General features: G+C 53.3%; 16 protein-coding genes. All 16 read left to right on the top strand.

Annotation, left to right across the window (positions count from 1 at the left end):
• Positions 1-10: 10 nt before the first annotated feature.
• On the top strand, positions 11-1,168 hold the full coding sequence (locus NB640_RS03945) for an MFS transporter (RefSeq protein WP_269309872.1): 1,158 nt from the start codon (positions 11-13) through the stop codon (positions 1,166-1,168).
• Positions 1,169-1,321: 153 nt separating this feature from the next.
• On the top strand, positions 1,322-2,725 hold the full coding sequence (gene leuC / locus NB640_RS03940; protein ID WP_269309871.1) for a 3-isopropylmalate dehydratase large subunit: 1,404 nt from the start codon (positions 1,322-1,324) through the stop codon (positions 2,723-2,725).
• 14 nt (positions 2,726-2,739) lie between these two features.
• Complete coding sequence (locus NB640_RS03935) at positions 2,740-2,859, top strand: entericidin A/B family lipoprotein (RefSeq protein ID WP_269309870.1); 120 nt, start codon at positions 2,740-2,742, stop codon at positions 2,857-2,859.
• Positions 2,860-2,897: 38 nt separating this feature from the next.
• Positions 2,898-3,545 carry a 3-isopropylmalate dehydratase small subunit gene (leuD, locus tag NB640_RS03930; protein WP_269309869.1) on the top strand — a complete coding sequence of 216 codons (648 nt, stop codon included), beginning with the start codon at positions 2,898-2,900 and terminating at the stop codon, positions 3,543-3,545.
• A 42-nt stretch (positions 3,546-3,587) separates the two neighbouring features.
• A complete protein-coding gene (leuB, locus tag NB640_RS03925; RefSeq protein WP_269309867.1) occupies positions 3,588-4,655 on the top strand; it encodes a 3-isopropylmalate dehydrogenase in 1,068 nt (355 codons plus the stop codon).
• Between the two features lie 35 nt (positions 4,656-4,690).
• On the top strand, positions 4,691-5,812 hold the full coding sequence (gene asd / locus NB640_RS03920; protein ID WP_269309866.1) for an aspartate-semialdehyde dehydrogenase: 1,122 nt from the start codon (positions 4,691-4,693) through the stop codon (positions 5,810-5,812).
• Positions 5,813-6,095: 283 nt separating this feature from the next.
• Positions 6,096-8,486 carry a FimV/HubP family polar landmark protein gene (locus NB640_RS03915; protein ID WP_269309864.1) on the top strand — a complete coding sequence of 797 codons (2,391 nt, stop codon included), beginning with the start codon at positions 6,096-6,098 and terminating at the stop codon, positions 8,484-8,486.
• A gap of 71 nt (positions 8,487-8,557) precedes the next feature.
• Positions 8,558-9,352, top strand: coding sequence for a tRNA pseudouridine(38-40) synthase TruA (gene truA, locus NB640_RS03910; protein ID WP_269309862.1), 795 nt, complete (start codon positions 8,558-8,560; stop codon positions 9,350-9,352).
• A gap of 24 nt (positions 9,353-9,376) precedes the next feature.
• Positions 9,377-10,042, top strand: coding sequence for a phosphoribosylanthranilate isomerase (locus NB640_RS03905; protein WP_269309861.1), 666 nt, complete (start codon positions 9,377-9,379; stop codon positions 10,040-10,042).
• A 72-nt stretch (positions 10,043-10,114) separates the two neighbouring features.
• On the top strand, positions 10,115-11,359 hold the full coding sequence (trpB, locus tag NB640_RS03900; protein WP_269309859.1) for a tryptophan synthase subunit beta: 1,245 nt from the start codon (positions 10,115-10,117) through the stop codon (positions 11,357-11,359).
• Between the two features lie 51 nt (positions 11,360-11,410).
• Positions 11,411-12,208, top strand: a complete 798-nt coding sequence (trpA, locus tag NB640_RS03895) for a tryptophan synthase subunit alpha (protein WP_269309858.1) — start codon at positions 11,411-11,413, stop codon at positions 12,206-12,208.
• A gap of 154 nt (positions 12,209-12,362) precedes the next feature.
• The gene (accD, locus tag NB640_RS03890) at positions 12,363-13,235 is read left to right on the top strand and encodes an acetyl-CoA carboxylase, carboxyltransferase subunit beta (RefSeq protein ID WP_269309857.1); all 873 of its coding nucleotides are present in this window, start codon (positions 12,363-12,365) and stop codon (positions 13,233-13,235) included.
• 132 nt (positions 13,236-13,367) lie between these two features.
• Entirely contained in the window at positions 13,368-14,657 is a 1,290-nt protein-coding gene (folC, locus tag NB640_RS03885) for a bifunctional tetrahydrofolate synthase/dihydrofolate synthase (protein WP_408637940.1), read from the top strand.
• 9 nt (positions 14,658-14,666) lie between these two features.
• Positions 14,667-15,515 carry an SPOR domain-containing protein gene (locus NB640_RS03880; RefSeq protein ID WP_269309854.1) on the top strand — a complete coding sequence of 283 codons (849 nt, stop codon included), beginning with the start codon at positions 14,667-14,669 and terminating at the stop codon, positions 15,513-15,515.
• A gap of 17 nt (positions 15,516-15,532) precedes the next feature.
• Complete coding sequence (locus NB640_RS03875) at positions 15,533-16,021, top strand: CvpA family protein (protein ID WP_269309852.1); 489 nt, start codon at positions 15,533-15,535, stop codon at positions 16,019-16,021.
• A gap of 222 nt (positions 16,022-16,243) precedes the next feature.
• Positions 16,244-17,764 carry an amidophosphoribosyltransferase gene (gene purF / locus NB640_RS03870; RefSeq protein WP_269309850.1) on the top strand — a complete coding sequence of 507 codons (1,521 nt, stop codon included), beginning with the start codon at positions 16,244-16,246 and terminating at the stop codon, positions 17,762-17,764.
• Positions 17,765-17,782 lie beyond the last annotated feature (18 nt).

Raw genomic sequence — 17,782 nt, 5'->3', positions numbered from 1 at the left:
TATCTCTTTTGTGAAATCCAGTTCCTGGCCTGAACAGGCGTTCAGCTTCGGTTTCTTTTTCTTCTGTTATTACAGCTTTGTCGGCGTGTTTCCGCCGTACGTAAGCCTTTTTCTTGCTTATCGTGGTATTGGTGCCGTTGAGATCGGTGTGCTGATGTCCATCATGCAGGGCATGCGGATCATTGGGCCCAATCTCTGGGGGTGGGCAGCGGATGTTACCCGGAAGCGCTCACGGGTACTGCAGGTCACAGCCATTTCCGCCTTTCTGGCTTTTTTTGGCCTCTTTTTCGGTGCCACTTTTTTCCAGTTTGCACTGATCATGGTTGCCATCAATCTTTTCACCAGTGCACAAGGCCCCCTGTCTGACGCCATCATGCTCTCCGAAATGCGGGGAAACCTCACCCGGTACGGACAGTTGCGCCTGTGGGGATCGGTAGGCTATATCGTGATGACATCGGCTGTCGGGTTTTTCCTGGATCGCTACGGGATTGAATGGATGCCCTGGATCGGCGCCATGATTTTAGCCTGTGTTTTTATTGTCAGCATGCGGATTCACGATAACCCCGCCATTTCCCTGAGCCGGGAAAAGACATCCATCTGGCCCGTTCTCAGACGGCGGGAGGTGATGGCTTTCATGATTTCAGCGGGCTTCATGCTGGCAGCCCATTCCGGGCTTTATGCCTTTTATTCCCTGTATCTGGCCCGGCTGGGGTACAGTAGCGTGACGATCGGACTGATGTGGGCATTTGGTGCGGCGGGTGAAATCCTCTTTTTTATTTACCAGTCTCCCCTGTTCAGCCGTTTCGGCATCAAACCGGTGATGCTGCTGAGCCTCTTTCTCGCCTTTGTGCGTTTTCTCCTGATCGGTGTGGGGGCAGAATCACTGATCATTCTGCTGGTAGCCCAGCTGCTTCATGCCGCGACTTTCGGTGCACATCATTCGGCATCCATCATCACCATGCAGCGCTGGTTTTCCGGTCCGCTCCAGGCGCGGGGACAGGCTGCCTTTATCAGTGCCTCTTATGGGATTGGCGGCACGCTCGGCGGGCTTTTCCTGTCACTGATCTGGGGGGCGTTGGGGCCGGAAGCGGTTTACCTGTTTGCGTCGGGCTTTGCCCTGCTGGCACTGGGGGCGGCTGTACTGTCTTACCGATGGCAGCAGATATAAGGGAGCCCTCACTTAATGGCTTTGCGAACGAATTGCTGTGTTGTGCGGTGTCCTTCATCTCGAAAAATCCGTTAATCAACGGTTTCCAGGAAATATAATATCGCTGAATATGGCATAATATTTTCCTTGTCAAAGCTACCTGCCGTTCTCGCCATGCCAAAAACACTTTACGACAAACTCTGGGAATCCCATGTTGTCCGTACCGAAGAAGACGGTACGGTGGTTCTCTATATCGATCGCCATCTTTTGCATGAGGTGACCAGCCCCCAGGCTTTTGAAGGCCTCCGGATGGCACACCGCAACCCCTGGCGTAATTCCGCCAATCTGCTGGTGGCGGATCACAATGTGTCCACAGCTGACCGTGCCGGACCGATCAAGGACCCGACATCCCGGCTCCAGATTGAAACGCTGGATGCCAATGCAAAGGCATACGGGCTGACCTATTTCAATATGCAGGATATGCGTCAGGGGATTGTGCACGTCATTGGACCCGAGCAGGGAGCGATACTGCCCGGCATGACGGTGGTCTGCGGTGACTCCCATACGGCTACCCACGGCGCGTTTGCTTGCCTGGCCATGGGTATCGGCACTTCCGAGGTGGAGCATGTGCTGGCGACCCAGACCCTGCTTCAGAAAAAGTCACGGGCCATGCTGGTTGAAGTGGAAGGCGAGTTGCAGCCTGGTGTCACGGCCAAGGATATCGTGCTTGCCATCATTGGAAAGATCGGTACGGCGGGCGGTACGGGATACGCTATTGAATTTGCCGGCTCAACCATTCGCTCGCTTTCCATGGAAGGCCGCATGACTATCTGCAATATGGCCATCGAGGCAGGCGCACGCGTTGGCATGGTGGCGGTGGATGACACGACCATCGATTATGTCAAGGATCGCCCTTACTCGCCAAAAGGTGGGGATTGGGAACGGGCTGTTGCCAGGTGGCGTGAATTGCATACGGATCCGGGCGCGACGTTTGATACGGTCGTGAAAATCGATGCAACACAGATACAGCCCCAGGTAACCTGGGGCACCTCTCCCGAGATGGTGACATCCGTCGTGGATCGTGTGCCTGATCCGGCAAAAGAGTCTGATGCCGTCAAGCGCGATGCCATGGAAAAGGCACTGAAATACATGGGACTTGAACCCAACCAGCCTATCTCTGACATCACGATTGACAAGGTGTTTATCGGGTCCTGTACCAATTCCCGCATTGAAGACCTGCGGGAGGCAGCCGAAGTGGTGCGTGGTAAAAAACGTGCAGCCAATGTCAGGCAGGCACTGGTCGTTCCGGGATCGGGGCTGGTGAAAAAACAGGCAGAAGCAGAAGGACTGGACAGGATTTTTATTGAGGCGGGCTTTGAATGGCGCGAGCCTGGCTGCTCGATGTGCCTTGCCATGAACGATGACAGGCTGTCACCGGGAGAGCGTTGCGCCTCAACCTCAAACCGTAATTTTGAAGGCCGGCAGGGGCCGGGAGGCAGGACACACCTGGTATCTCCTGCCATGGCGGCAGCTGCCGGGATTGCCGGTCATTTTGTCGATGTGCGTCATTTGTCTTGATAAGGAGAATAAGGATGAAAAAGCTTTTTGTGCTGATGGCGGTTATCGCTTTTCTGGCTGGTTGCAATACCGTGCAGGGTGTTGGCAAGGATATCCAGAAAGGTGGCGAAGCGGTTGAAAAAGCCGCGCAATAAAGGATTGCCCAATAAGCAGTCAGAAAGACTCTGGAATCATGGAAAAATTTACAACACATCAGGGAGTGGTTGTTCCGCTTGATCGCGTTAATGTCGATACGGATGCCATTATCCCGAAGCAGTTCCTGAAATCCATCCAGCGGACGGGTTTCGGACCCAACCTGTTTGATGAATGGCGATATCTGGATCATGGCGAGCCGGGCATGGATAATTCCAGGCGGCCCTTGAATCCGGATTTTGTCCTGAACCAGCCGCGTTACCAGGGAGGTACCATTCTCCTGGCACGGGAAAATTTCGGGTGTGGCTCCTCCAGGGAACATGCGCCCTGGGCCTTGCAGCAGTATGGTTTCAGGACCATCATCGCGCCCAGTTTTGCGGATATCTTTTTTAACAACAGTTTTAAAAACGGCCTGTTGCCGGTGATCCTGACGGAAGAACAGGTCTCCGCGCTCTTCAAGGAAGTGGAAGCAGAACCGGGGTACCGCCTGACGGTGGATCTGGAAAACCAGGTTGTGACAAATGACAGCGGCAGCATCCGCTACCCGTTCGTGGTTGATCCCTTCAGGAGGTATTGCCTGTTGAACGGCCTGGATGATATCGGCCTGACCCTGCGTCATGCCGATGAGATCCGCGATTTTGAAAAACGCCGGATACAGGATCAGCCCTGGCTGGCCAATACCATCTGAATAGCAGGCTTAACTGCCTGAAAAAACAAAAGTGAGGACGAAGTGAAAATTGCAATTCTGCCGGGTGACGGCATTGGCCCGGAAATCGTCGGACAGGCGGTTCGGGTACTGAAGGCGTTGGACGAGACATTCGAGATGGAAAGTGCGGATGTGGGTGGCGCCGGTTATGCCGCACACGGTCATCCCCTGCCGGAAGCAACACTCAAGCTGGCAAAGGAAGCCGATGCCATTTTGTTTGGCGCGGTGGGTGACTTCCAGTATGACAACCTGGAGCGACATCTGCGCCCGGAACAGGCAATTTTAGGATTGCGCAGCAACCTGGGATTGTTTGCCAATCTGAGGCCTGCCATCCTGTATCCGCAGTTGGCCGGTGCATCGACACTCAAGTTCGATATTGTCTCCGGTCTGAATCTGATGATTGTCCGCGAGCTCACAGGAGATATTTACTTCGGCCAGCCGCGCGGTATCCGCACAGCACCGGACGGCGCATTCAAAGGCGAGCGGGAAGGTTTTGACACCATGCGGTATGCCGAGACGGAAGTCAGGCGTATTGCGCATGTGGCTTTCCAGACCGCCATGAAGCGTGAAAAATGTCTGACAAGTGTGGACAAGGCCAATGTCCTGGAAACCTCCCAGTTCTGGCGCGAAATCGTCATTGATGTACACAAGGAGTACCCGGAAGTTTCGCTGGACCATATGTATGTGGATAATGCGGCCATGCAGCTGGTTCGTGCGCCCAAGAAATTTGACGTGGTCGTGACGGGTAATATGTTTGGCGACATCCTGTCGGATGCCGCTGCCATGCTGACCGGCTCGATCGGCATGCTGCCATCAGCATCTCTGGATGCCAACAACAAGGGGTTGTATGAGCCTTCCCATGGCTCGGCGCCGGATATTGCCGGGAAAGGCATCGCCAATCCGCTGGCCACCATCCTGTCAGCCGCGATGATGCTGCGCTATTCGCTGAACCGGGCTGAACAGGCTGCCCGTGTTGAGGCGGCTGTGCAATCCGTGCTCGAGCAGGGAATCCGAACCGCGGACATCCATGAGCCAGGTCTGAAGCTGGTCAGTACAAGCGAAATGGGTGACGCAGTTGTCGCGGCACTCTGATATACTGAAATTGTCTTTTAAATCAGGTAGTTGATATGAAACTCACAGGTCTCGTTGGCTGGCGCGGAATGGTCGGTTCGGTTCTGATGCAGCGCATGCAGGAAGAAAATGATTTTGCTCATATAGAGCCGGTATTTTTCACCACATCCAATGTCGGTGGAAAAGCGCCTGCCTATACCAAAAACGAGACGGTGTTGAAGGATGCCTTTGATATCGATGAGCTGAAAAAATGCGAAATCATCATCACGTGCCAGGGAGGCGATTACACAGGTGAGGTTTATCCCAAACTGCGTGCGGCAGGCTGGAATGGCTACTGGATTGATGCGGCTTCACGGTTGCGCATGGATGATGATTCCGTCATTGTGCTTGATCCGGTCAATGCCAATGTCATCAAGGATGGGTTGACAGCAGGCATCAGGAACTTTGTCGGCGGCAATTGCACCGTTTCCTGCATGCTGATGGGGCTGGGTGGCCTCTTTGAGCAGGACCTCGTGGAATGGATGTCGACCATGACCTACCAGGCGGCATCCGGCGGGGGCGCGCAGCATATGCGCGAACTGCTCGGCCAGTTTGGCCTGATTCATGCAGAAGTCGCGGCGAATCTCAATGATCCGGCATCTGCCATTCTTGAGATCGACAGGCTGGTACTGCAAAAACAACAGGGCATGACAGAGGAAGAGACACGCCAGTTTGGCGGCGTACCCCTGGCAGGCAACCTGATCCCCTGGATAGATACCGACCTGGGCAACGGCATGTCACGCGAAGAATGGAAGGGGAAAGCCGAGACAAACAAAATCCTTGGACGCTCCAGTGCTGCGGACATTATCCCGGTGGACGGGCTTTGTATCCGGATTGGCGCCATGCGCTGCCATTCACAGGCATTGACTATCAAACTCAAAAAAGCGGTGCCGATGGATGAGGTCAATGACATCATTGCCGGTTACAACGAGTGGGTGAAGGTGATTCCCAACAACCGCGAAGCTTCCATGCGTGAGCTCACGCCTGCGGCAGTGACCGGCAGGCTCGACATTCCTGTGGGCAGGCTGCGCAAAATGGAGATGGGCGAGTCCTATCTTTCCGCCTTTACCGTGGGTGACCAGCTTTTGTGGGGTGCAGCCGAACCCCTGCGGCGCATGCTGTGCATGATTATGGCCTAGGAGCCTCTCTTTTTAACTTGCCTGCTGGAAAGTGAACGGCAAATGAATGGGGGTTGTCCCTTGTTGGAGAAAAGCAATAAATTGTTGTAACTCTGCCACTGAATGGTAAAATACGTCCAGCAAAAATCCTGAAAAACAGAAAATGGCTTCCCATGTTGTTCATTGGAGACAGTGCGCTTGCGCAGCCTGCACCATGATGATATCGTCAGGTCAATTGCTTACTGTCAGCACAAGATAATTTTCGCGAAAAACCGGATCAATACAGCAAGTAACTTACCAGCAAATGCCTACAGAACAGCGCTACAGATTTGTGACTTCTGCTCTCAAGGTACTTTTTTTCCTCTTTTTTTCCGTCACGCTCTCCTTTGCCCACGCTGCCAACCTGGGCCGACTGACTGTTCTCTCCTCACTTGGCCAGCCATTACGCGCTGAAGTCGAACTCACTTCAATTACGCCTGAAGAGGCATCTTCACTGGCTGCCAGCCTTGCGCCTGGCGAAGCATACAAACGATCCGGCATTGACTACACCTCGCTTTTGCAGACACTGAACATCTCTGTCGAAAAAGACGGGGACCGCTATTTTGTCAGCATTCGCAGTACACAACCCGTCAATGAGCCCTATATTGGCATCCTGCTGGAACTTTCGACAGACAGCGAACGAAAAGGACGCGAGTATGTGATCATGCTGGACCCGGCAGAGTGGACCAACCTGCGTTCGGCGCCGCTTTCTTCTGCGGCTTCCATGCAAAGGCTTTCGCGACAGCAGCGTGCCGGGAGACTCTCATCTCAGGCATTTCCGGCCACTGCTGTCAGGCCGGCATCCGTCATCCCGGAAAAGAAAAACCGCGAATCAACTGACTACGTGGTATCACGCGGAGATTCGCTTTCCAAAATAGCCGGGCGTCTCGGTGAACGAAATATTTCATTGGAGCAGATGCTGGTAGCGCTTTACCGGAATAATCCGGATGCCTTCCTGGACAACAACATGAATCTGCTCAAGGAAGGGGCTGTCCTTTCCATTCCGCAGGCTGCTGATGCAGGGGATGTATCCCGCTCCGATGCCCGCCGGATTGTCAGGCTGCATGCATCCAATTTCCGTGGATACAGCCATCGCCTCGCCGGGATGGTACAGAAATCAGCGCCACGCACCACAGCAAAAACCGGTCCGGTGGCTGAAGGCAAGGTATCTGCCAGCGTCAGGGAGCAGGCGTCACCTGTCAGCAAAATGCCGGATCGCCTGGAACTTTCCAAAGCCCGGCAGGATGCCGTATCGGCAGGTATGACGGTAGAAGAGAAAAACGCAATGAACCGCGCGATTGAAGATGCCAATCGCCGGATCACGGAACTCGAAAAAAATGTCAGCGAACTGAGAAACCTGCTTGAGATCGTCAGCAAGAATGGCACTGCACTGACCAAGCCGGCAGAGGCGGTTTCCGGGCAGGAAGCGCAGATACCTGAAACCCAGCCGGAAGCGGTAAAACCGGAAGATGCCCAGCCAAAAGCCGAAGAACCCGCCAAGACAGACGCCGACTCTCCGCAGACAGCGACCGGAACCATTGAAAAGACACCCGCATCTGATACCGATGCCTCCTCAGAAGAGAAAAAAGCAGCCATCGATCCAGACCAGACCCTGGCAGGAAAAAAAGCGCAGGTATCCAAAAAGTCCGATAAAGACGATGACAATGAAGACGAAGATGATCAGGATGCAAAGAAAAAGCCCGGCTTTTTGAGTGGTGCTGTCTGGTACGTTGCCGCTGGCGTCACGCTGGCGCTGCTTGTTCTCATTATTCTGATGCTGCGGATGCGCCGCAAAAAACCTGCGCCACCGGCACCTGCGCCAACGCCTGTTGCGAAGCCGCAGGAAGAAAAAGCGGAAGATGCCGCCAATCCGAACATTATTTCAGGTCGTGATTTCCTGGAGAGCATCACAGGCCGTGAAGTTGTTGATGAAGAGGAAGATGAAGATGAGGAGTCGTATCGTCCCATGATGGATGACGACGACGAAGACGAAGACGATGATCCCCGTGCCCGGTATGAAGATGAAGAAGTGCTTGAGGAAATTGCCAACACGCCCGAGGAAGAAGACGGGCTGGAGGAAATAGTCGCAGAGCCGGAAGAAGTCATCCCTGAGCCAGAGGAAGAAGAGGACGAAGAAGAAGCGGAAATACCGGAAGAAGTAATTCCTGATCCTGACGAGGCAGCACCCGAGGAAATAGCCTCTGAACCTGAAGAAGAGGATGAGGAGGACGTCGAGGAAGAAGTTGCCCCTGAGCCTGAAGAGGAGAAGGAAGAGGTGGCTTCTGAGCCCGATGAAACAGCGGATGAGGACGATGTGGCCCTGGAACTGGATGACAGTGATGAGCCGGTGGAAGAAGTCGTTGAACCGGAAGAAGAGGAAGAAGACGGGCCGACACCACTTGAGCTTGATCTCTCGGATATCAATCTGGAGCCGGATACGGCAGAAGCCGAAGAGGATCTGCCTGATATGGCGCCACCGACTGAAGAGGAAAAACCCGAACCCTACAACGCCGAGATGGCTGCCAAGCTGGAACTGGCACAGGCCTATCTGGATATGAAAGACAAGGATGGTGCGCGGGAGCTCCTCGAGGAAGTTGTCGAGCGGGGGACACCCAGACAGATCGGTGAGGCGCAGCAGTTGATGCAGTACCTCTGATATTTTCTGATGCCGGATCGGGTATGGTAAGGTGCTGCCATGCCCGTTTTTTATTTCTGAACTGAAAAAGCATGAAGCGAATCGCGCTGGGTATTGAATATGATGGCAGCAGGTGGCGTGGCTGGCAGAAACAGCCTGATGGACACACCGTCCAGAACCAGCTGGAAGATGCCCTTTACCGGTTTACGCGTACGCGTATTTCCACTGCCTGCGCAGGCCGGACAGATGCGGGAGTGCATGCGCTTGAACAGGTTGTCCATCTCGATACCGAAATCGATCGTGACACCTTTTCCTGGGTAAGGGGCGTCAATTCCTTTCTGGATGATTCCATTGCAGTACGATGGGCCTGCGAAGTGCCTTATGGGGCTGATGGTTTTCATGCACGTGCCAGTGCGATTGCCCGCAGGTATCGTTATGTGCTGTATAACAATCCGATCCGTTCCCCTTTATTGAGAAAACGGGCAGGATGGATATTTCGTCCCCTGTCGCTGGCGCCCATGCAAGAAGCTGCCAGCTATCTTCTCGGAGAGCATGATTTCTCCGCTTTCAGGGCAGCGGAATGCCAGGCTCCCTCACCGGTCAAGACCATGAATCACATCGGCATTGAGCAGCAGGGCGATCTGTTTGTATTTACCTTCGAGGCCAGTGCTTTTCTGCACCATATGGTGCGTAATATTGTCGGCTCGCTTGTGTATGTGGGCAAGGGCGATTACGATCCGGATTGGCTCAATGTGCTGTTGCTAGGCCGCGAGCGCAAAAAAGCCGCGCCGACCTTTATGCCCGATGGCCTGTATCTGGCCAAAGTGATATACGATAAGCAATGGAACCTGCCTCAGGCAGCCGATGCGTTTATTCCGATTGTGTAAAAAGAACGGATACTTTTTCAAAAAATGAGACAGCGAACCCGAATCAAGATCTGTGGACTTACCCGAAACGCCGATGTGATGGCTGCTGTCGATGCCGGTGCCGATGCGCTGGGCTTTGTCTTTTACCCGGAGAGTCTGCGATATGTGACGGCTGATGCGGCAAGGGAACTCATTGCCGTTCTTCCTCCCTTTATTACCGCGGTGGGGCTTTTTGTGAATGCATCAAAGGATGATGTGATAACAACAGCACAACAGGCGGGGATTTCCCTTCTACAGTTTCACGGAGATGAGACAGCAGAATTCTGTGCGGATGTCGCTGCAGCGGCCAATCTGCCATTTGTCCGTGCTTTTCGTGTCAAACCGGAGACAAACCCACAGGATTTGATACAATACGAACAGAAGTATCGTGCTGCCGGTTCCCGTTTTTCCGGTTTGTTGCTGGATTCCTATTCGGAAGCTTACGGCGGTACAGGAAAGGCATTCAATTGGTCTCTCATATCAAAAGAAATCGCGCATCGGGTCGTTTTGAGTGGTGGCTTGAGCGCACAAAATGTAGCTGGCGCTGTTAAACGCGTACGGCCCTATGCTGTCGACGTCAGCAGTGGCGTTGAAAGCAGCCGGGGCATCAAGGATGCCGGAAAAATCCGCGCTTTTATCGACGCGGTCCGTGCGGCAGACCAGATTTCCTGAGTTATCCGCACAATCCGGTCACAGCTGTTTTCCTCTGACAGGAAAACCAAAGCCAGACAATGAGAGAAAATCATGAAAAACAGTTTGAGTAAACCTGACAGCCGTCCGCTGCACAGGAATGACGGCTATTCCCTGCCGGATGCCTGCGGTCACTTTGGCATCTATGGCGGTATTTTTGTATCCGAAACCCTGATTTATGCACTGGATGAGCTTGCCAGCGCATATGAGCGTTTCAGAAATGATCCGGCCTTCATGGCCGAATTCCGGCACGAATTGAAGCATTATGTCGGACGTCCTTCCCCGATTTACCATGCCGAACGCTGGTCTGACATGCTGGGAGGCGCCCAGGTTTATTTGAAGCGCGAAGACCTGAACCATACCGGGGCACACAAGATCAACAATGTCATCGGACAGGCGCTGATGGCAAAGCACATGGGCAAAAAGCGCATCATTGCCGAAACGGGCGCCGGGCAGCATGGCGTGGCTACTGCCACTATCTGTGCCCGTTTTGGTATGGAATGCATAGTTTACATGGGCAGTGAAGATGTCAAACGGCAGGCGCAGAACGTATACCGGATGAAGCTGCTCGGGGCAACTGTGGTACCGGTCGAGTCCGGCTCAAAAACACTGAAAGATGCCTTGAATGAAGCCATGCGTGACTGGGTCACCAACGTGGAGACGACTTTTTATATTATCGGTACGGTTGCCGGGCCGCATCCCTATCCCATGCTGGTCAGGGATTTTCAGACAGTGATCGGAGAGGAATGCCTCATCCAGATGCCGGAAATGACGGGAAGACAGCCGGATCATATTGTTGCCTGTGTGGGTGGCGGTTCCAATGCCATGGGCATTTTCTATCCTTATATCGGGCATCCTGATGTCACCCTGATTGGTGTGGAGGCGGCCGGTGAGGGAATTGAAACCGGCAGGCATGCCGCCCCACTGGCCGTTGGCAGGCCCGGTGTGCTGCATGGCAACCGGACCTACCTGCTGCAGGACGATGACGGGCAGATTATCGAGGCGCACTCTGTATCGGCCGGTCTGGATTATCCCGGCATCGGACCGGAACATGCCTGGCTGAAAGACAGCGGGCAGGCGCAATATGTTTCAGTAACTGACGAGGAAGCGGTAAAGGCGTTTCATGACTGCTGCCGGATTGAGGGCATTATCCCTGCGCTTGAATCCAGCCATGCCCTGGCCCATGCTGTCAGGATGGCCCCGGCTTTGGGGCGGGACAAGACGATCCTGGTCAATCTGTCAGGCAGAGGGGACAAGGATATGCATACGGTTGCCCAGCGGGCAGGAATCCAGTGGTGATTTCACGTCATGAAAATCATCAACGCTTGAAATCATCAGAAAGGATTCATTATGTCACGCATACAAAATACATTTACCGCCCTGAAAAGCAAAAACAGAAAAGCCCTTATTCCCTATATTACCGCCGGCTATCCTGATCCGGATACAACCGTTTCGCTCATGCATGCCCTTGTCAGGGGCGGTGCAGATGTTATTGAACTCGGGGTGCCGTTCTCCGATCCAATGGCGGATGGCCCGGTGGTCCAGCGCGCCTCTGAGGGCGCATTGAAAAATGGTATCAGCCTGCATGATATTTTCCGTTTTGTCCGGGAATTTCGACAGGATGATCCCGATACACCGGTGGTGTTCATGGGGTACGCCAACCTGATTGAACGGATGGGACTGGAGTCCTTTGTCAAAAATGCCCGAGAAGCAGGCGTGGATGGTGTCCTGGTTGTGGATTATCCGCCAGAGGAAAGTGAAAGCTTTTCCGCGCTGATGAAGGCGAATGAAATGGACACGATTTTCCTGCTTGCCCCGACCTCAACCGAGGCCCGTATGGAAAAAATCGGAAAAATTGCCACCGGTTATGTCTATTATGTTTCATTAAGAGGCGTAACCGGTGCCGCTACCCTCAATCTGGATGAGGTGAAGTCCGTCATCCCCTCAATCAGAAAGCATGTGCCCATCCCGGTTTGCGTGGGATTCGGCATTCGCGATGGGGAAACGGCAAAGGCAATTGGTTCTCTGTCAGATGGTGTTGTTATCGGCAGCCGATTGATACAAGTGCTTGAAAATTCAGAGAAAAGTCGGAGAGAGGCTGATCTGGAAAACTTTATGTCAGGTATCAGAAAAGCCCTGGATGGATAAAATGCCAGTTGGCGAAATGGCGCCAAAACAGTATGATTCTGCCCAGGGACTAAATGTCCCGGTTGACCTGACAGGTTAGCCGGGCAGAAATCATTGATATGCAAACCTGCTGTTTTTATTGTTACCTGAAACAGCAGGTTTACCAGGAGTTTTTATGAGTTGGTTAGACAAACTGCTTCCTCCGCGGATTCAGCCGCATGCAACAAGTGGTCGAAAGACGGTACCGGAGGGCTTGTGGGTCAAATGTCCATCATGTGAAATCGTTTTATATCGCACAGATCTGGAAACGAATACCCATGTTTGCCCGAAATGCAGCCATCATATGCGGATTCGTGCACGCGACAGGCTGGATGTCCTGCTGGATGCGGAAGGGCGGTACGAGATCGGGCAGAATACCCTGCCGCTTGATGCCCTCAAATTCAAGGACAGCAAAAAATATCCGGAACGCCTGAAATCGGCGCTTGAGGCAACAGGTGAAACTGATGCGCTGATTGTCATGGGCGGTGCCATCAAGACCATGCCGCTGGTCGTTGCCTGTTTCGAGTTTGAATTCATGGGCGGCTCGATGGGATCAGTCGTGGGTGAACGCTTTGTCAGGGGCGTACAGGCTGCGATTGAGCAGCGGGTGCCCTTTATCTGCATTACCGCCAGTGGCGGTGCACGGATGCAGGAGGGATTGCTTTCCCTGATGCAGATGGCCAAGACCAATGCGATTTTAACGAAGCTGGCGGAAAAAAGCCTGCCGTACATCTCTATTCTCACAGACCCGACCATGGGTGGGGTATCGGCATCTTTTGCCTTTATCGGAGATATCGTTATGGCCGAGCCGAAAGCGCTTATCGGTTTTGCCGGTCCACGCGTCATTGAAAATACGGTTCGCGAAAAGCTGCCGGAAGGTTTCCAGCGTGCCGAATTCCTGATGCAGAAAGGGGCGGTTGACCGGATTGTTGACAGGCGCGAGATGCGTGACGAGTTGGCCCATCTGCTGGCTATTCTGCAGAACCAGCCGGCTGAAGCCGTATCCTGATCATTTTCCCTATCCGCTCATGGCAGATATTTCTTTTTCTTTCAACTGTTTTACCCGGCCTGTTCTTTCCAGGCGAAATGGTGTTGCCTGTGGTGGAGATGACATGTCTGTCACACAGCTGAAAGGATGCCGGTGAATTCTATCCATGCGGATACTTTGCCGGAATGGCTGGCAGGTATTGAACAGCTTCATCCCAAAAACATTGAGATGGGGCTTGAGCGTGTTCATGTGGTCAAAGAGCGGCTGGGTATCCGTTTTGATTGTCCCGTCATTACCGTTGGCGGAACCAATGGAAAAGGCTCCACCTGTGCCATGATGCAGGCTATATGGCAGAAAGCCGGCCACCGTGTCGGGCTGTACAGTTCGCCGCATATTCATGATTTTGAAGAGCGCGTGAGGATAGACGGTCAGACCGTTCCTGAAAAAACGATTGTTCACACCTTCAAAAAAGTCGAAGCCGCCCGTGGGGATATTCCACTGACCTTTTTTGAATTCACAACGCTTACCATCATGCAGATACTGGCCGAGGCCAGTCTGGATGTCGTTATTCTGGAAGTCGGGCTGGGCGGGCGGCTGGATGCGGTCAATCTCATCGATTCACAGGTTGCCGTTGTCACGAATGTGGATATTGACCACGTGGATTTTCTGGGCCATACGCGGGAACTGATCGGCTATGAAAAAGCCGGTATCTTCCGCCAGGGAAAAATGGCCGTTTACGGGGATTATGATCCGCCGCACTCACTGGTGGCGTATGCCGATGAGATTGGTGCCGATCTTCGGGTGCTTGGACGGGATTACCATTCGATTTGCCAGGGAGATCACTGGAGCTATATCGGTGAGGCCTTGCAGTTTGACAACCTGGATCCGCCCAAGCTGCATGGCAAAAACCAGGTGAAAAATGCGACCAATGCGTTGATGGTCCTTGAGGCCATGCAGGATATCCTGCCATTTGATGAAAAGGTTGTCCGCGCCGGTTTGTCACAGGTTTGCCTTCCCGGGCGCTTTCAGGTGCTTCAGAAGGAGCCGCTGGTTGTCCTGGATGCTGCCCACAACCCGCATGCAGCAGTTGTTCTGGCGGACAATCTTCGCAGCATGGGCGAGTTTCATGCGACTTATGCGGTTTTTGGCGCCATGTCCGACAAGGATATCGAGGGAGTGATTGCGCCGATGAAGGATGCGGTCGATTTTTGGTATCTCACCGGGCTTCCTCTCTCTCGGGCGGCGACCACGGAAATGCTGAAGGAAAAGCTGATTGCCGCCGGTGTCAGGCCGGACCGGATACTGCTTTTTGAAACCGCGGCGGATGCGCTGGATACTGCGAAGATCAACGCACGGAAAAATGATAGAATAATCGCTTTCGGATCATTCTGGATTGTGACAGGTGTGACCCGGACTGTGCATTCAGATTCATCAACCTCATAAACGGATTACATGAGCCGGTTTCCCTTATTTCGCCGCAAGAAGCCCGAAACAGCAGACCAGGATTTACCTTATACCGATGGTGGCGGTTTCACACCGGATAACGCCGGCAGAAAAAAACCGGGAAAACCCGCTGACGTCGATGATCCCATCCTCCCTGAGAAAAAACGGGCAAGACGGCGTCTGGTCGGGGCTGTTACCATCACACTGGCAGCCATTATCGTGCTGCCCATGATCTTCGATTCCGAGCCGCAAACCGTATCGCAGGATCTCCTGATTGATATTCCCTCCCGGGACAAACCATCCCAGACAGTTTCCCGGGAACCGGTGAAGAAAAAGGCAGAAGAAAAGCCAGCGGTTGTTGCAGGCAGTGACAAACCTGCGGGCGATTCGTCAACGCCAGTGGCATCCGATAAAAAAAACACAACGGCCAAGCTGGCTGCTGATGACAAGACCGATACCAAACCGGTAGCAAAAACGGATGTGAAGCCAGAGTCAAAGCCGGATGCCAAACCGGAGTCAAAATCTGATACGAAAACCGATACCGCGAAAAAAACGGATGATCCCATTGGCCAGTTGATTGCGCAGCAACAGACAGACGCGAAAGCGGCAGATGCCAAGGCTGATGAGCAGGGGAAATTTGTTATCCAGGTCGCAGCGGTTTCATCGCAGGACAAGGCCAAAGAACTGCAGGACAGGCTTCAGAAAGCCGGGCTTACCTCTTACACACAGAAGGTGGCATTGAAGGATGGCGGTGAGCGTATCCGGATACGGATCGGGCCGCTGCCCACCAGAATGGAAGTCAACAGTACCTGTGCCAAACTGAGCCAGTTAAAGCTGCCATGTACGCTGGTTAACTGAAAACGATTGGGAATGGGTTGACGGCATTTGATTACGCATTGCTCTTTCTCCTGGGATGTTCTGTCATTATCGGAACCATGCGGGGGTTTCTCAGGGAAGTACTCTCCCTGGTCAGTTGGGTTGTCGCTTTTGTTGTTGCCAATATGTACGGTGAAGTCCTCGCACCCATGCTGCCGGCAGCATTACCTGGTGAGACAATTCGGTTGATTATTTCTTTTGTGGTGCTTTTCATCGGTGCACGGATAGCGATGATGCTGTTTGCGAAGGCGGTGGATGCACTGGTGAGTGCTGGCGGTTTGTCCGGGCTGAACCGTAGCCTGGGCGGTTTTTTCGGACTGGCGAGAGGCGCCTTGTTGAGCCTGGTGCTGGTACTTCTATGCGGTATGACATCCATTCCCCAGCAACCCTTCTGGCAAAATGCCATGTTCAGCCCTTATGCAGAGCAGGCAGCCATGATGGTGTTGCCTTTTTTGCCGGAGAGTATGGCGCAGAATATAAAATATTGAGGAATCTCTGATTAACGCGCCTTATGAACGAATTGCTGCGCTCTTCGCTGCTCGCAAGCTTGTCTATCGTAAGATATGCCGCGCTTGCTGCGCTCCGTGCGCCTTGCTCGTCATCTCACAAAACACGTTAATCAGAGATTCCTTGAAAAAACACGACTTTTACTAAAACTATTACAATAACGCTTTGGGCCTGTCCGGTCGATTTCAAGCAAGGAGTTTTCGATGTGCGGCATCGTTGGTATCGTTTCACAAACCCCCGTTAACCAGCTGATTTATGATGCGCTGTTGCTGTTACAGCACCGCGGACAGGATGCAGCCGGTATCGCCACTTCCGCCAACAATAAATTTGCCATGTACAAGGCCAATGGCCTTGTGCGGGATGTCTTTCGCACCCGGAACATGCGCTCGCTTCCCGGCAATGCCGGTATCGGCCATGTGCGTTATCCGACAGCAGGATCGGCTGACAATGAAGAGGAGGCGCAGCCTTTTTATGTGAATGCGCCTTTCGGCATGACATTTGCCCATAACGGCAACCTGACAAACTGCGACCAGTTGAAGGTCGAGATGTTCAAGAATGACCGCCGTCACATCAATACCAATTCAGATTCTGAAGTGCTGCTCAATGTGCTGGCACATGCAATTGAAGATACGACAACCGGATACTCACTGGACCCTTCCGCGCTTTTCCGTGCCGTTGCCGTCGTTCATAAACGGGTGCGGGGCGCTTATGCTGCAGTTGCCCATATTACGGATGCCGGTATTCTGGCATTCAGGGACCCTTACGGCATCCGTCCGCTTTGTATCGGATTTTCTGAAACAGACAAGGGCACGGAATACATGGTCGCCAGCGAATCGGTTGCCCTGGAAGGATTGGGATTCCGTTTCCTGCGGGATGTCCTGCCGGGAGAGGCGGTGTTTATCGACCATGACGGCAATCTGTACAACCAGCAGTGTGCCGAAGAGGCGAGCCTGAATCCCTGTATCTTTGAGTATGTTTATCTGGCCCGCCCGGACTCCCTGATTGATGGGGCTTCGGTTTATGCCACGCGCCTCAAGATGGGAGAACACCTGGCTGACAAGATCAAGCGGGAAATTCCTTCCGGCGGGATTGATGTGGTGATGCCGATTCCGGATTCTTCCCGTCCAGCGGCCATCCAGTTGGCGCTGAAGCTCGATGTGGAATACCGTGAAGGTTTCATCAAGAACCGTTATATTGGCCGCACCTTCATTATGCCTGGTCAGGAAAAACGCCAGCGTTCCGTCCGCCAGAAACTGAATGCCATTGGCGCTGAATTCAAGGGCAAGAGTATTCTGCTTGTGGACGACTCCATCGTGCGCGGAACCACCAGCCATGAGATTGTTCAGATGGCACGCGATGCGGGTGCTGCACGCGTGATTTTTGCTTCTGCTGCACCTCCCGTGAAATACCCGAATGTCTATGGCATTGATATGCCGACCCGCAACGAATTGGTTGCCTATGGCAAGACAGACGAGGAAGTGCGAATGGAAATGACTGCGGATGCACTGGTTTACCAGGATCTCGATGCCCTGAAGCAATCCATTACGGATGTGAATCCGGCGCTCAGGAGTTTTGAGGCTTCCTGTTTTGATGGTAATTACATCACCGGTGATGTGACGCCGGCTTATCTTGATCGCCTGGAAAGCGAGCAGCGCAGCCGTCCACCGGAAGTTGAAGATATTGCCCGCTCCCAGTTGCACCTTTCCCTGGCGCATGCGGATTAAAAAATACCCATAGAGATT

Origin of the sequence: Oxalobacter vibrioformis (genome assembly GCF_027118995.1) — a bacterium.
Classification (GTDB): Bacteria; Pseudomonadota; Gammaproteobacteria; order Burkholderiales; family Burkholderiaceae_D; genus Oxalobacter; species Oxalobacter vibrioformis.
This window is presented reverse-complemented; position numbering and strand designations above follow the sequence as displayed.